Here is a 15,467-nt window from a genome sequence, read left to right on the forward strand (position 1 = left end):
GTTAAATATATTTTAATATATTGTGAAGTGTAGAAAGTCTTGAGGCTCTTCACCGATGCCTTCTCCGGGGAAATCCCGGAGAAGACGCCAGTAAAATCACACAAACTTTATTCTATCATCATCAACCATGAGTGTCAATGAAAGGAAGAGGATTTATTCCTCGTCCTCAAACACTTCCATCTCTTCCACTTCCGGCATTTCTACTAGTTCTTTCTCCGTAGAAAGCTTCATGGAGTTGTATCGGCGCATACCGGTTCCCGCAGGGATCAGCTTACCGATGATGACGTTCTCCTTGAGGCCCAGCAGAGGATCGATCTTGCCCTTAATGGCAGCATCGGTGAGCACTCTGGTGGTTTCCTGGAAGGAGGCTGCAGAGAGGAAGGAATCCGTGGCCAGCGAGGCCTTGGTGATTCCCAGGAGGACCTGTTCGCCTTCGGCTTCCATGAGTCCCTGCTCCCGGGCCTTCTGGTTCTCTTCCACAAAGTCGAAGATGTCCACCAGGACGCCGGGCATGAGATTGGTATCATTGGCTTCTGCCACACGAACCTTACGGGTCATCTGACGTACCACCACTTCAATATGCTTGTCGTTGATGTCAACACCCTGGAGGCGGTAAACCTTCTGCACTTCGGAGAGCAGGTATTCCCGCACACCCTTGATGCCCTTGATTCGGGAGATATCATGGGGGTTGATGGAACCTTCCGTGATGCTGTCACCCGCTTCAATGGTATCGCCATCGTTGACTTTCAGGCGCGAACCGAAGGGAATGTCATAGCTGAATTCCTGTCCGTCTTCGGCGAGAATGTACACGACGCGTTTCTTCTTGGTTTCATCGACGCGGACCTTTCCGGTGATATCGGAAACCACAGCCAGTCCCTTGGGCTTACGGGCTTCGAAAAGCTCTTCAACGCGGGGGAGACCCTGGGTGATATCGGCACCGGCAACACCGCCGGTGTGGAAGGTTCTCATGGTCAGCTGGGTACCCGGCTCACCGATACTCTGGGCAGCGATGATGCCGACGGCTTCGCCGATGTTGATCTTCTGGGCGGTAGCCATGTTCATGCCGTAGCACTTGGCGCAGACCCCCACCTTCGTCTTGCAGGTGAAGACGGAACGGATGAGGACTTTCTTCACGCCCAGGCCATCGATCTTTTCGGCCATGAGGGGTTCGATGTATTCATTCTTGGGAACCAGGACTTCGCCGGTTTCCGGATGGAGGATATCCTCCAGCGTGTAACGGCCGGTGAGTCTTTCCCGAAGGGTTTCAATGACTTCATTGCCTTCGCGGATGGCTTCCACGATGATGCCTTCTTCGGTGCCGCAGTCCGCTTCCCGGACGATCACGTCCTGGGATACGTCAACCAGTCGACGGGTCAGGTATCCGGAGTCAGCGGTCTTCAGCGCGGTATCGGCATTACCCTTACGGGCACCGTGGGTGGAAATGAAGTACTCGGAGATATTCAGGCCTTCCACGAAGGATGCCCGAATGGGAAGTTCAACAATCTTACCAGAGGGGTTGGCCATGAGGCCTCGCATTCCGGCCAGCTGCTTGATCTGGGACTTGGATCCTCGGGCGCCGGAGTCCGCCATCATGAAGATGGGGTTATAGCGGTCCAGGGAGTCCATGAGGGCGTTGGCCACGTCGTCGGTGGTTTGTGTCCACTTCTCGATGACCCGCTCATAGCGCTCATCTTCAGAGATGAGTCCGCGCTTGAACATATTTTCAATCTTCTTCACCGTGGCATCGGCATCCGCCAGCAGATGAGCTTTCTTCTCCGGAACGATCATATCCGAAACGGCAACCGTGACGGCGCCGATGGTCGAATAGTGGAAGCCCAGGGATTTGATTTCATCCAGCATAACGGAGGTACGGGTGGGCCCGTAGTTGATGTAGCAGCGGTCGATGATCTTTTCCAGCTGCTTCTTGCCCACGAGGAAGTTGATTTCCAGGGCAAATTCCTGCTCCTTGTCGGTGCGGTCCACAAAGCCCAGATTCTGGGGAATGGACTCGTTGAAGAGAAGCTTGCCCAGGGTGGTCTGAATAATCTTGGAACGGACTTCGCCGTTGATCATCTTATTCACCCGGACCTTGATGCTTTCCTGCAGCGTGACGTTATGGAGCTGATAAGCCATGAGGGCTTCTTCCTTGGAGGAGTAGATCTTCATCTCCGCCTCGGGCACCGTCTTTTCCATGGTGAGGTAGTAGGATCCCAGAACCATGTCCTGAGAAGGCACGGATACCGGTCGTCCATCGGAAGGCTTCAGAATGTTTCCGGAAGCCAGCATGAGGAAGCGGGCTTCAGCCTGGGCTTCCATGGACAGGGGAACGTGCACAGCCATCTGGTCACCGTCAAAGTCGGCATTGTACGCGGTACAAACCAGCGGATGAAGCTTAATGGCACGGCCTTCGATGAGAACCGGCTGGAAGGCCTGGATTCCCAAACGGTGCAGTGTGGGTGCGCGGTTGAGGAGAACCGGATGGTCCGTAATAACCTCTTCGAGGATATCCCAAACCTGGGGCTGGATTCTCTCCACCATGCGCTTGGCGCTCTTGATGTTGTGGGCGGTTCCGTTCTTCACCAGCTTCTTCATGACGAAGGGCTTGAAGAGTTCCAGAGCCATTTCCTTGGGCAGTCCGCACTGGTACATTTTCAGTTCCGGTCCGACGACGATAACCGAACGGCCGGAATAGTCCACGCGCTTACCCAGCAGGTTCTGACGGAATCGGCCCTGCTTGCCCTTGAGCATATCGGACAAGGACTTCAGGGGACGGTTTCCGGGGCCGGTGACTGGTCTTCCCCGACGGCCGTTGTCGATGAGGGCATCCACCGCTTCCTGGAGCATGCGCTTTTCATTGCGGACGATGATGTCCGGTGCGCCCAGATCCAGAAGTTTCTTCAAACGGTTGTTGCGGTTGATGACTCGTCGGTACAGGTCATTGAGGTCAGAGGTGGCGAAACGTCCGCCATCCAGCTGGACCATGGGACGGATATCCGGTGGAATCACCGGAATCACATCGATGATCATCCACTCAGGCCGATTGTTGGACTGGCGGAAGGATTCCACCACTTCCAGTCTTCGGACGATGCGGACCTTCTTCTGTCCGGAGGCGGTCTTCAGTTCGCTTTTCAGCTCCTGAGCCATGGTCTCCAGATTGATTTCTTCCAGAAGATCCTTGATGGCTTCTGCGCCCATTTTTGCTTCGAAGGCGTTATAGCCTTCCTGCTCCACCAGTTCGCGGTACTCGCGCTCGGAGAGGATCTGCTTCTTCATGAGGCTAGTGTGCTTGGGATCCAGAACCACGTAGGAGGCGAAATACAACACGCGCTCCAGGGATCGGGGGCTCATATCCAGAATGAGACCCATTCTGGACGGAATGCCCTTGAAATACCAGATATGGGAGACGGGGGCCGCCAGTTCAATGTGGCCCATACGCTCTCTTCTGACCTTGGATTTCGTCACTTCAACTCCGCAGCGGTCGCAGACGATGCCTTTATAACGAACTCTCTTATACTTTCCGCAGTGACACTCCCAGTCCTTCATGGGACCAAAGATCCGTTCGCAGAACAGACCGTCCCTTTCTGGCTTCAGTGTCCTGTAGTTAATGGTTTCAGGCTTCTTGACTTCGCCTCTGGACCAGCTTCGGATCTCCTCTGGAGATGCCAGGCCGATTTTCAGGGCATCAAAATTGTTTAATTCTATCAAGGGTAATCCTCCCTTCAATTACTCTAAATCGTCAGCGAAACTATTGGAATTGACTTCTTCGAAATCTTCATCGATGATGAGGGCATCTTCACTGATTTCCTCATGGATATCCAGAATCACGTCCTCTGGAGAATCGATTTTGATCTCACGGAAATCCTTGGAGATTTCATCGTGGTCCGTATCTTCCTTGAGCTCGATTTCTTCGTGCTCGTCGTTCAGAACCTTGACGTTGAGGCAAAGAGCCTGCAGTTCCTTGATCAGAACCTTGAAGGACTCCGGTACGCCAGGTTCGGGAATGTTTTCCCCCTTGACGATGGCTTCATAGGTTTTGACTCTTCCGACCACGTCATCGGACTTCACGGTGAGGATTTCCTGCAGAGTATGGGCGGAGCCATAAGCCTCCAAAGCCCAAACTTCCATTTCTCCGAAACGCTGACCGCCGAACTGAGCTTTACCGCCCAGGGGCTGCTGTGTGACCAGGGAGTAAGGTCCTGTGCTTCGGGCATGGATCTTGTCATCCACAAGGTGAGCCAGCTTCAGAATATACATGTAGCCCACGGTGACTTCGTTGTCGAAGGGTTCACCGGTTCTTCCGTCATAGAGAACGGTCTTTCCGTTGGCGTTGAATCCAGCTTGGACCAGCACCTTCTGGATGTCTTCCACGGTGGCGCCGTCAAAGACCGGAGTGGCCACATGCCAGCCCAGCTTTGCCGCTGCCCAGCCCAGATGGACTTCCAGCACCTGCCCGATATTCATACGGGAAGGTACGCCCAGCGGGTTCAGACAGATCTGCAGCGGACGTCCGTCCGGCAGGAAGGGCATATCCTCTTCTGGAAGCACGCGGGAGATAACACCCTTGTTACCGTGACGTCCAGCCATTTTGTCACCGACGGAAATTTTTCTTCGCTGTGCGATATAGCAACGAACGAGCATATTGACGCCCGGGGGCAGCTCATCCTGATTTTCACGGGTAAAGATCTTGATATCCACAATGATTCCCGCTTCACCATGGGGTACACGCAGGGAAGTATCGCGGACTTCGCGGGCCTTCTCACCGAAGATGGCCCGAAGGAGCCTTTCTTCAGAGGTCAGATCCGTTTCGCCCTTGGGGGTAACCTTGCCCACCAGAATATCGCCGGAGCGGACTTCCGCACCGATGCGGATAATTCCGCGCTCATCGATATCCTTCAGGGAATCTTCGCCCACATTGGGGATATCCCGAGTGATTTCCTCTGGCCCGAGCTTGGTGTCGCGGGCTTCTGCCTCATACTCCTCGATGTGGATGGAGGTGAAGACGTCCTCGCGGACGAGTTCTTCGGAAATCAGCATAGCATCTTCATAGTTGTAGCCTTCCCAGGTGATGAATCCCATACGGATATTCTTGCCCAGGGAGATTTCGCCCAGGTCGGTGGAAGGTCCGTCTGCCAGGAGAGCGCCTCTTTCCACATGTTCACCCTTAAGGACCAGGGGCTTCTGGTTGATACAGGTTCCCTGGTTGGAGCGCTTGAACTTGAGCAGCTTGTAGATTTCTACAGAGCCGTTGTCATCGCGCTTGATGCGGATTTCATTGGCGCTGACGTAGGTGACGGTTCCGGCATTTCTGGCCTTGGGAAGTACTCCAGAGTCCAGTGCTGCCTTGTACTCAATGCCCGTACCCACATAAGGTGCGGAGGGCTTCAGAAGCGGAACGGCCTGACGCTGCATGTTGGAACCCATGAGGGCTCGGGAGGCATCGTCGTTCTCCAGGAAGGGGATCATGGCCGTGGCTACGGATACGATCTGTCTTGGAGAAATGTCCATGAGGTCCACTTCGGTTTTCGGCACAACCAGCACGTCCTCCAGATAACGAACGGTGACCCGCTCATCGATGAAGACCTGGTTTTCGTCCAGAAGTTCATTGGCCTGGGCCACGAGGAGATCATCTTCCTCATCGGCGGTGAAGTAACGCACTTCATTGGTTACTCGTCCGGTTTCCTTTTCCACGACACGGTACGGGGTTTCGATGAAACCATACTCGTTGACGCGGGCATAGGTAGCCAGGGAGTTAATCAGACCGATATTCGGACCTTCAGGTGTCTCGATGGGACACATTCTTCCATAATGGGAGTGATGTACGTCTCGAACCTCGAATCCGGCTCTTTCTCGGGAAAGACCGCCAGGTCCCAGGGCGGAAAGTCTTCGCTTATGGGTCAGCTCGGACAATGGATTGGTCTGGTCCATGAACTGGGACAGCTGGGAGGATCCGAAGAATTCCTTCACGGCGGCTGTCACAGGACGGATATTGATCAGCGCCTGGGGCGTGATGTTGTCCTGATCCTGGATGGTCATTCTTTCCTTCACGACTCTTTCCATACGGGAAAGACCGATGCGGAACTGGTTCTGGAGCAGTTCGCCCACAGAACGCAGACGACGGTTGCCCAGATGGTCGATGTCGTCCACATGGCCGATGCCATGACCCAGTCCAATTTCGTAGCTCATGCTGGCGAAAATGTCGTCCTTCAGAATATGCTTAGGAATAAGCGCATGAATGTTCTTCTTCAGCTCTTCCTTCAGCTCGTCATCGGGCAGATTCTTGTCCAGAATCGCCTTCAGCGTGGGATAGTGAACCATTTCCTTAATGTGAAGATCGGAAAGGTCCAGGGACACGAAGTCCTTCAGATGAACAAAGTTGTTTCCGATGATCCTTACGGGCACATCCTCCACGACAATATCCACCACATTGATTCCGGCAGCCATGATTTCCTGAGCCATTTCCCGGGTGATCTTCTCGCCCTTGGAGACAAGAATTTCACCGGTTTCCCCGTTCACCACGTCATTCAGTGCCGTCTGATTATGAAGTCTTCCGGCAATGGAAAGCTTCTTGTTGAACTTATAGCGGCCAACCTTGGAAAGGTCATATCTCTTGGGATCGAAGAACAAAGAATCGATCAAAGAGGTGGCGCTGTCCACGGTGGGGGGTTCGCCGGGACGAAGTCTCTTGTAGACTTCCAGAAGTCCCTCTTCATGGGTATTGGTGTTATCTTTTTCAAGGGTGGCTTTTAGTCTTTCATCCTCACCAAAATAGTCGATGATTTCCTGATCGGAGTTGAATCCCATGGCCCGGGCCAGCACCGTGATGGGCAGCTTACGGGTCTTGTCGATTCGAACGTTCATCACTTCATTGGAGTCCGTCTCATATTCCAGCCAGGCGCCCCGATTGGGAATCACAGTGGCAGCATAGAGAGCCTTACCGTTTTTGTCAATGGTCTCATTGTAGTAAACGCCCGGAGAGCGAACCAGCTGAGAGACAATAACACGCTCCGCACCATTGATAATGAAGGTTCCCTGTTCAGTCATCACGGGGAATTCTCCCATGAAGACCTCCTGCTCCTTGATCTCGCCGGTTTCAATGTTTTCCAGCCGGATCTTCACCTTCAGCGGTGCTGAATATGTGGCATCTCGTTCCTTGCATTCCTCAATCGAGTATTTGATGTTCTCTCGGTCTAAATGGAATCCGACGAATTTAAGAACCAGATTTCCGCCATAATTGGAAATAGGGTTAATATCGTCAAACACCTCATCAAGACCTTCACTTAGAAACCAATTGTAGGAATCCAACTGAATTTCGATGAGATTAGGCATGTCGTAGACGTCCTTAACCCTTCCGAAGCTCATTCTTGTCCGCTTTCCTGTTGAAATTGGAACAGGATGTACCATTAGCATTCACCCCTTATATAAACTAAAATAACCAGAAAATGCGCATAGAATCCCTAGGGACTTTGCACTTCTGGATTGTGACCCTGCGTCTTGGATTTCTTGATTTATCTAGGACAAACGCAAAAAACCCCGTATACTATAGTAACGTATTTTCATCCCTTTTACAAGAGTACGATTATATATATTATCATAAACTTTACAATTGGTCAATGGATTCCCCTCAAATTCACACCCCTGTGTAAGTTATTAAAGTAAATGCATCTAGAACGAGGGAAGATTGCATTTACTTTGAGAAACCCGGAAAATGGAGAAGGGATTGGCAGCTGTTCCAGGAGGAGAAAACATTATGTTTAAACAGCTGAACCAAATTGATCGTCTCTACATCGAAACCGCCTTGAACCAAAGCCAGCCGATCCGGAAAATCGCCGAGCAGATGAACCGACCGCTCATGACCATCACCCGGGAGATCAAGCGGAACCGGACCGCCAAGAAGTACACGTTCGACAAGAACCAGTGTGACCTTCGAACAGACTGCCGGAAGCGTCATGCTTGCGGAAAGGCTGATTGCACAGGGCGTTGCAATACTTGTCACCTGTGCAACAAAGCCTGCCCCTCGTTCATTAAGGTTCCCTGCAAGACCCGCGACCGTTCTCCTTATTGCTGCAATGCCTGTCCGAAGAAAAGCCGGTGCTATCTGGACAAGTACTTCTATGTGGCCTCTTCCGCAGAAAGCTCAGCCAAGGCCCGTCTGCGCTCATCCAGGGCGGTTATTCAAGTCTCGGATCTAGAACTGGAAAAGCTCAACCAAACCGTCTCACGCCGCTTAAAACAAGGCCAACCGCTCTACCATATCCTGGCGTCCTCCGACCTTCCGGTTTCGGAGTCCACCATGTATCGCTACATCAGCCAAGGAATTCTCGAGGCCCGGAATATCGATCTCCCTCGAAAAGTCGGCAGGCGGATCCGTACAGGCCGCAAGCGGCCTACGGGGGAGATTCCTGCGTATCGGCAGGGCAAAACCTACGATGACTATGTCGCCTGGATGGCCAAGAATCCGGACCTGGAAGTGGCCCAGATGGATCTGGTGGAGGGTTCGGGGAAGAAGCATCTGCTGACCTTCACCTTCACGCACTGTCGGCTGTTGCTGGCGTTTCTTATTCCTGACAAAACCCAGGCCTCCGTTAAACATGCGCTGGATGAGCTGGAGAAAACCATCGGCCATCAACATTTCCGGAAAGCCTTCCAAGTTGTCCTGACAGACAACGGAACGGAGTTCCAAAACCATCGTCTTCTGGAGTTCACCTCCGGAGGGGAACGCCGATGTCAGCTCTTCTACTGCGATCCCTACGCCTCCTGGCAGAAAGGAGCCTGTGAGAAGAACCACACCAACATCCGGCAGTTCCTCCCGAAAGGATCCAATTTTGACGCTTTGAGCCAGGCGAAGATCAACCGCATGCTCAACAATATCAACTCGGTGCTCCGAAAATCCACAAAAGAAGATGCGCCCTTTAATCAGCTCTCCGTTACTTTAGCGGGTATCGTTCGAAAGCTGGGTTTGGTGCGCATCCATCCGGAAAATGTGACCTTGCGGTCAAGTGTCCTAAAATAAACTAACGACGCACAGCTGTCATCCCAAAAACGGAATACGAACATCCGAACAAGTTGCATTTACTTTGACAAGAGAAATGAGCTTGTTCTGTTTGCGCTGGAGATAGTTTATTTTCACCTTCAGAATACCACGAAATCCTGTCCAAAAACATCCCCGAAGAATCCCCTTGGTTGCAGTTACTCTGCGAAGGAGAGGTTCCTCCTGGTCTAGTTGCAATTACCTTGAATGTTTACCATTCACACCCCTGTCCGACGGAATCCTCCAAAGGCAGAGCAGCAGCCTAAGGCAGAGAAACACCGAAGAGCATCTTCGGTGTTTCCTCCCTCCTCTTGCCTACACCCGGATGATCCGGGCACCAAAGGGCATGAGACTGAGCTTCGCCATTTTGAAGCTTTGGAGACCAAAGGGGATACCCACGATGGTCAGGCAAAGGGCAAGGCCAGCCAGAACATTCACCGCTGCCAGCTCCAGTCCGCCCAGGAAAATCCACAGCAGATTGATGAGGAGCGAACCCGCCCCCATCCGGTCATAGCTCAAATCTTTCCCGAAGGGGAACAGCTGCAGCGAAGCCATTTTAAAACACTGAATCCCCACGGGAATGCCGATGATCGTCACGGACCATAAAACACCCACAACGAACCACAGGATGGCCGGCACAAAACCGCCCAGCAGAAACCAAATTAAATTTCCCAAAAAACTCATCTTCATCAACTCCTTGGGCTAAGCATAAAGGAGGAAGATTAGTCCTTCATTAAGAAAATCCGCAGATAGGAAAAAAGTCCCGATGAACAGGTTCATCGGGACTTTTGAAATCAGCGATCCGAAATTAATTACTTAACTTCGACTTCTGCTCCAACTTCCTTCAGCTTAGCAGCCAGGGCTTCAGCCTCATCCTTGGATACAGCTTCCTTAACAGTCTTAGGAGCTCCGTCTACGATCTCCTTAGCTTCCTTCAGGCCAAGACCTGTAGCTTCACGTACAGCCTTGATAACCTTGATCTTCTCTGCGCCTGCAGACTTCAGAACAACGTCGAATTCGGTCTTCTCCTCAACAGCTTCAGCAACTACTGCTCCAACTGCTGCAACAGGTGCTGCTGCGGATACTCCGAACTCCTCTTCACAAGCCTTAACGAGCTCGTTCAGCTCGATTACTGTCATTTCCTTAATAGCTGCAATGATTTCTTCTCTTGATACTGCCATTTATAGACACCTCCGTAAATTTTTGTTTTATTTTTTAGGCGATTCGCCTGGGGCTTATCTTAAGCCTCTTTGCTTTCTGCCACGGCATTAAGCATATAAACGAGATTGGAAAGCGGGGATTTGATGCTTCCCAGGAATTTGGCGATAAGAACTTCCTTGGAAGGAATCTTCGCCAGCTGATTCATCAGTTCGGCATCATAGACGGTTCCGTCTACATATCCACCCTTGATTTCCAGCTTCTTCGCGGTCTTTGCAAACTCAGCGATGAGCTTAGCGGCTGTGGTTTCATCCTCATAGCCGAAAGCAACGGATACAGGTCCTTCCAGGTACTTGTCCAGTCCCTCGATGCCCAGTTCCTGTGCTGCGCGGGTTACCATGGTGTTCTTGTACACTCGGTATTCCACATTGGAATTGCGAAGTGTTTTTCTCAGCTCGGTATCCTGCTCAACATTGATTCCCTGGTATGTAACGAGGACCAATGACTTCGCCTTTTGGATTTTCTCCTTGATCTCACTGACCTTCTCGGCCTTGATCTGCTTATTGTTGTTCACTGCGTGTCCACCTCCTTACAGTTTTTAAAACTGCCTATTCAACCATAATGAAAAGGTCTCTCCAAGACAGGAGAGACCTTAAGTCCGAAAACTAAAGTACTCGCACCTCGGTAGGATTTATGAGAATGTCTCACCCACTGTCTTAGAATGCCAATTCAATTATTTAACTCTGCAAGTATATCATCTCTCAGGATGGGTGTCAAGGACTAATCAAGTACCTTTGTGGGGTTGATCTTGATGCCAGGGCCCATGGTGGAAGAGACGGATACGGACTTGATGTACTGACCCTTGGCGGCTGCAGGCTTAGCCTTGACCAGCGCTTCCATAAGAGCCTTGAAGTTGTCCTTGAGCTTTGCATCGCCGAAGGTCTTCTTTCCGATCGGAACGTGAACGATAGAGGTCTTGTCGACTCTGTACTCCACCTTACCGGCCTTGATTTCAGCAATAGCCTTGGCTACATCGAAGGTAACGGTTCCGGACTTGGGGTTCGGCATGAGACCCTTTGGTCCGAGGACTCTTCCCAGACGTCCTACAACACCCATCATGTCGGGAGTTGCCACGACGACATCGAAGTCAAACCAGTTTTCCTTCTGAATCTTGTCGAGGTAATCTTCTGCTCCAACGTACTCTGCTCCAGCTTCCTGAGCTTCCTGAGCCTTAGCGCCCTTGGCGAAAACCAGGACGCGGACGGACTTACCTGTTCCGTGGGGCAGTACAACTGCACCTCTTACCTGCTGATCTGCGTGTCTTGGGTCAACACCAAGCTTCACGTGAAGTTCGATGGTCTCATCAAACTTAGCCTTGGCAGTCTTCACTGCGAGCTCCAATGCTTCTTGTGGTGTGTAAAGCACACTCTTATCAACAAGCTTTGCGCTTTCTACATAATTCTTTCCCATAATATTGCCTCCTTTGTGGTTTTAACGGTTTAATGCCTCCCACTTATTGGGTAGTTGTTATTCTACGATGGTGACGCCCATGCTTCTGGCAGTTCCTTCGATCATGGACATTGCTGCCTCGACGGATGCTGCGTTCAGGTCAGGCATTTTGGTCTCGGCGATGGTTCTCACCTGAGCCTTGGTCAGCTGTGCGACCTTGGTCTTGTTGGGAACGCCTGATCCGCTTTCGATTCCTGCGGCCTTCTTGATCAGTACGGCTGCAGGGGGTGTCTTCAGAATGAAGCTGAAGGATCTGTCCTGGTAAACCGTGATAACAACCGGAATGATGTATCCAGCCTTCTCTGCTGTTCTTGCGTTGAACTCCTTACAGAATCCCATGATGTTAACACCATGCTGTCCAAGAGCGGGTCCTACCGGGGGAGCCGGAGTTGCCTTTCCTGCAGGAAGCTGTAGCTTGATCATTCCAGTAACTTTCTTTGCCATGAGTTTATTCCTCCTATACTGTGGTAGATTGCGGGTATTTTACCCTCCCACTTATTTCAGACCCAAAGGGTCACAAAACCTAATAAATCTTTTCGATCTGATTGAAGTCCAGTTCTGCCGGAGTAGCCCGACCAAACATTTCGACTTCAACTTTAACCTTGCGCTTGTCGTTGTGGATCTCGACGACGGTAGCCGGGAAGCCCTTGAACGGTGTGGCGATGATCTTGACGCTCTCGCCGATGACCAGATCAATGGCAGCCTGAGTTTCCGCGATGCCCATGGCTCTGACCTCTTCATCCGTCAGCGGAACAGGATTGTTGGATTTGGCTCCCACAAAACCAGTCACACCACGGGTGTTTCGGACAATATACCAGGTATCTTCTGTCATGACCATTTTGACAAGAACGTACCCCGGAAACTTCTTCTTGAGGACAACCTTTTCCTTGTCATCCTTTCTTTCGATGACTTCTTCCATAGGAACCTCTACACCCTGTAAAAGATGTCCAAGATTTCTGTTCTCAATTGCCTTTTCAAGGTTTACCTTTACTTTGTTCTCATAACCTGAATATGTATGTACGACGTACCAACGTGCTTTTTCTTCCATACGAAAATAGAGGAGCAGACATTGCGTTCTACCCCTTTCCTCCTTGTTTAAAGTTTATAGAGTATTTCAGTCAGGATCCCCTTGTAGATGACATCCGCAATAGCGATCAGCACGACATAAATCGCACAGATCACGGATACAACCGACACGGCCTTTTTGACTTCCTCTTTGGAGGGCCAGGTTATTTTGTTGAGTTCGTTTTTGACACCTTTTACAAGATCTACAAGTCCTTTTGTCTTCGAAGCCATGAAATCACATCCTTAGCTGTGTTACTTTGTTTCTTTGTGAACAGTATGCTTTCTGCAGAACTTGCAATACTTGCTCATCTCAAGTCTCTCTGGGTTGTTCTTCTTATTCTTCATCGTATCGTAGTTTCTCTGCTTACATTCTGTGCATGCCAAAGTCATTCTAACTCTCACTTTTAAGCACCTCCGTACATTATAATTTTTATTGTCGACAACATAAATAGCCCCATTTGGCAGGGTATTACTAAATTACTTTATCACAAGGCCCTGACCCTGTCAATTAGAAAAACGGGTTTATTTTGAATGCCATGTGGAAAGGCGTTTCCTCGGACCTTCTTTGGGTTAAAAAAGGACTGGCAAGCCAGTCCTTTTCATTTGAAAATTATTCGCTGATGGTGGAAACTACGCCTGAACCTACGGTTCTTCCGCCTTCGCGGATAGCGAATCTCAGTCCTTCATCCATGGCGATGGGGGTGATCAGCTCAACAGCCATATCGATATGGTCGCCAGGCATTACCATTTCCATGCCGTTCGGAAGCTTGATGTTTCCGGTTACGTCGGTGGTTCTGAAGTAGAACTGGGGTCTGTAGCCATCGAAGAATGGGGTGTGTCTTCCGCCTTCTTCCTTCTTCAGCACGTACACCTGTCCAACGAACTTGGTGTGGGGCTTTACGGAACCGGGCTTAGCCAGAACCTGTCCTCTTTCAATATCCGATCTCTGGATACCTCTGAGCAGGGCTCCGATGTTGTCGCCAGCCTGAGCGGAATCCAGAAGCTTTCTGAACATCTCGACGCCGGTAACGACGGTCTTGCGGGAATCTTCCTTCAGACCAACCACTTCAACTTCATCTCCAACCTTCAGAATACCCGTCTCTACTCTTCCGGTAGCTACGGTTCCGCGTCCGGTAATGGTGAACACGTCTTCCACAGGCATCAGGAAGGGCTTGTCGGTCTGTCTCTCTGGGGTGGGGATGTAGCTGTCTACAGCTGCCATCAGGTCCAGAATCGGCTGGATAGCCACGGGATCCGTGGGGTTCTCCAGAGCCTTCAGTGCGGATCCGGCCACCACGGGGGTGTCATCTCCGGGGAAGTCATACTCGCTGAGGAGTTCGCGAACTTCCATCTCGACCAGTTCCAGAAGTTCTGGATCGTCAACCATGTCGGCCTTGTTCAGGAACACGACGATGTAGTTAACGCCTACTCGGGAAGCCAGAAGGATGTGCTCACGGGTCTGGGGCATTGGGCCATCTGCTGCGGAAACAACGAGGATAGCGCCGTCCATCTGTGCTGCTCCGGTGATCATGTTCTTGACATAGTCAGCATGTCCAGGGCAGTCCACGTGGGCATAGTGACGGTTTTCCGTCTCGTACTCTACGTGGGAGGTGTTGATGGTGATTCCTCTTTCCTTCTCTTCAGGGGCCTTGTCGATCTGATCGTACTTGGTCGCCTGAGCAAATCCTCTCTGTGCAAGCACAGTGGTGATTGCTGCGGTCAGCGTGGTCTTGCCGTGGTCAACGTGTCCGATGGTTCCGATGTTGACGTGCGGCTTGCTTCTTTCAAATTTTGCTTTTGCCATTATTCTTTCTCCTCCTTAATACCTGAGCATTTCAAGTTCTATTATAATATGTTTTGCGTTCATTGACTAGACCCAACAACGGTGCCTGGTGTTCCGCGTATAAAAGGGTAAATGGAGCCCATAAGCGGATTTGAACCGCTGACCTCCGCCTTACCAAGGCGACGCTCTACCAACTGAGCTATATGGGCAAGAACCTTACCTAGACAATATTACTAAAAACCCTATTTGTTGTCAACACCTATCTTGGAAAAGTTCTTCAGCTTTCCGTCAGATTTCGGGAGAGTTTTTTTCGAATCCGTTGAATGGCATTGTCTATCGCTTTTTCTTCTTTTTCGAGAATTTTTGCGATTTTGCTGTAACTGACCCCTTGAAGATAGAGGCGCAGCACCTTCAGCTCAAAATCGGACAGGCTTCTTCGGATCTCTTCATTGATCTCCGAGGTCTTTTCCAGGTCCAGATAAAGGAATTCCGGATCTTCCCGCCGACCGGTGGTGAAGACATCCAGGTATTCTTTTTCTGAATCCTCGGCAAACAGGGGTCGGTTTAAGGACACGTAGGTATTCAGCGGAATGTGCTTTTGGCGCGAGGCAGTCTTAATGGCCGTCATGATTTGACGGGTAACACAGATATCCATAAAGGTTTTGAAGGAAGCCTGCTTATCCCGGCTGTAATCCTTGATGGCCTCATAGAGCCCGATGAGTCCTTCCTGAAGGATGTCTTCGGAATCCCCGCCCACCAGATAGTACGCCCGGGATTTGTTCTTCACATAGGGGAGATATTTGGACGTAATGAACTCCGACGCTTCTTTTTCCCCAGCTTGGGCCAAAAGAACGACATCCTCATCACTGAGCTCCCGATACTTCTCATTCTCCTCGTAATAACTCATCGTCCACCTCCAACGTC

The 15,467-nt window shown here is 51.0% G+C and carries 13 protein-coding genes, 1 tRNA gene and 1 other annotated feature; of the genes, 1 reads left to right on the plus strand and 13 read right to left on the minus strand.

The window, feature by feature from the left end:
- Positions 1-153: 153 nt before the first annotated feature.
- Together rpoC and rpoB are read right to left on the minus strand one after the other, a co-directional pair.
- Positions 154-3,705 carry a DNA-directed RNA polymerase subunit beta' gene (rpoC, locus tag KCG48_RS08170; protein WP_211801192.1) on the minus strand — a complete coding sequence of 1,184 codons (3,552 nt, stop codon included), beginning with the start codon at positions 3,703-3,705 and terminating at the stop codon, positions 154-156.
- Between the two features lie 18 nt (positions 3,706-3,723).
- The gene (gene rpoB / locus KCG48_RS08175; RefSeq protein WP_211801194.1) at positions 3,724-7,401 is read right to left on the minus strand and encodes a DNA-directed RNA polymerase subunit beta; all 3,678 of its coding nucleotides are present in this window, start codon (positions 7,399-7,401) and stop codon (positions 3,724-3,726) included.
- A 346-nt stretch (positions 7,402-7,747) separates the two neighbouring features.
- Here rpoB and KCG48_RS08180 point away from each other — a divergent pair, with 346 nt between their 5' ends.
- Complete coding sequence (locus KCG48_RS08180) at positions 7,748-9,010, plus strand: IS30 family transposase (RefSeq protein ID WP_211801195.1); 1,263 nt, start codon at positions 7,748-7,750, stop codon at positions 9,008-9,010.
- Between the two features lie 333 nt (positions 9,011-9,343).
- Here the strand turns inward: KCG48_RS08180 and KCG48_RS08185 are convergent, their stop codons facing one another.
- The 11 genes from KCG48_RS08185 to sigH all read right to left on the minus strand — a co-directional run bounded on the left by KCG48_RS08185 (position 9,344) and on the right by sigH (position 15,450).
- Positions 9,344-9,712 carry a YccF domain-containing protein gene (locus KCG48_RS08185; RefSeq protein ID WP_211801197.1) on the minus strand — a complete coding sequence of 123 codons (369 nt, stop codon included), beginning with the start codon at positions 9,710-9,712 and terminating at the stop codon, positions 9,344-9,346.
- Between the two features lie 128 nt (positions 9,713-9,840).
- On the minus strand, positions 9,841-10,209 hold the full coding sequence (gene rplL, locus KCG48_RS08190; RefSeq protein ID WP_211801200.1) for a 50S ribosomal protein L7/L12: 369 nt from the start codon (positions 10,207-10,209) through the stop codon (positions 9,841-9,843).
- A gap of 59 nt (positions 10,210-10,268) precedes the next feature.
- Positions 10,269-10,760 carry a 50S ribosomal protein L10 gene (gene rplJ, locus KCG48_RS08195; protein WP_211801202.1) on the minus strand — a complete coding sequence of 164 codons (492 nt, stop codon included), beginning with the start codon at positions 10,758-10,760 and terminating at the stop codon, positions 10,269-10,271.
- A 38-nt stretch (positions 10,761-10,798) separates the two neighbouring features.
- Positions 10,799-10,925, minus strand: a sequence feature (ribosomal protein L10 leader region).
- Between the two features lie 41 nt (positions 10,926-10,966).
- Complete coding sequence (rplA, locus tag KCG48_RS08200; RefSeq protein ID WP_211801204.1) at positions 10,967-11,656, minus strand: 50S ribosomal protein L1; 690 nt, start codon at positions 11,654-11,656, stop codon at positions 10,967-10,969.
- A gap of 57 nt (positions 11,657-11,713) precedes the next feature.
- A complete protein-coding gene (gene rplK / locus KCG48_RS08205) occupies positions 11,714-12,139 on the minus strand; it encodes a 50S ribosomal protein L11 (RefSeq protein ID WP_211801206.1) in 426 nt (141 codons plus the stop codon).
- A gap of 79 nt (positions 12,140-12,218) precedes the next feature.
- On the minus strand, positions 12,219-12,743 hold the full coding sequence (gene nusG, locus KCG48_RS08210) for a transcription termination/antitermination protein NusG (protein WP_211801208.1): 525 nt from the start codon (positions 12,741-12,743) through the stop codon (positions 12,219-12,221).
- A gap of 47 nt (positions 12,744-12,790) precedes the next feature.
- On the minus strand, positions 12,791-12,991 hold the full coding sequence (secE, locus tag KCG48_RS08215) for a preprotein translocase subunit SecE (RefSeq protein WP_211801209.1): 201 nt from the start codon (positions 12,989-12,991) through the stop codon (positions 12,791-12,793).
- 21 nt (positions 12,992-13,012) lie between these two features.
- Positions 13,013-13,162: a 50S ribosomal protein L33 gene (gene rpmG / locus KCG48_RS08220; RefSeq protein ID WP_211801211.1), complete on the minus strand. Its 150-nt coding sequence runs from the start codon at positions 13,160-13,162 to the stop codon at positions 13,013-13,015.
- A 208-nt stretch (positions 13,163-13,370) separates the two neighbouring features.
- Entirely contained in the window at positions 13,371-14,564 is a 1,194-nt protein-coding gene (tuf, locus tag KCG48_RS08225) for an elongation factor Tu (protein WP_211801184.1), read from the minus strand.
- A gap of 112 nt (positions 14,565-14,676) precedes the next feature.
- Positions 14,677-14,752: transfer RNA gene (locus KCG48_RS08230), tRNA-Thr, on the minus strand.
- 68 nt (positions 14,753-14,820) lie between these two features.
- On the minus strand, positions 14,821-15,450 hold the full coding sequence (gene sigH / locus KCG48_RS08235; RefSeq protein WP_211801213.1) for an RNA polymerase sporulation sigma factor SigH: 630 nt from the start codon (positions 15,448-15,450) through the stop codon (positions 14,821-14,823).
- Between the last annotated feature and the right edge of the window lie 17 nt (positions 15,451-15,467).

It is taken from the genome of Proteiniclasticum sediminis (genome assembly GCF_018128025.1).
GTDB classification, from domain to species: Bacteria; Bacillota; Clostridia; order Clostridiales; family Clostridiaceae; genus Proteiniclasticum; species Proteiniclasticum sediminis.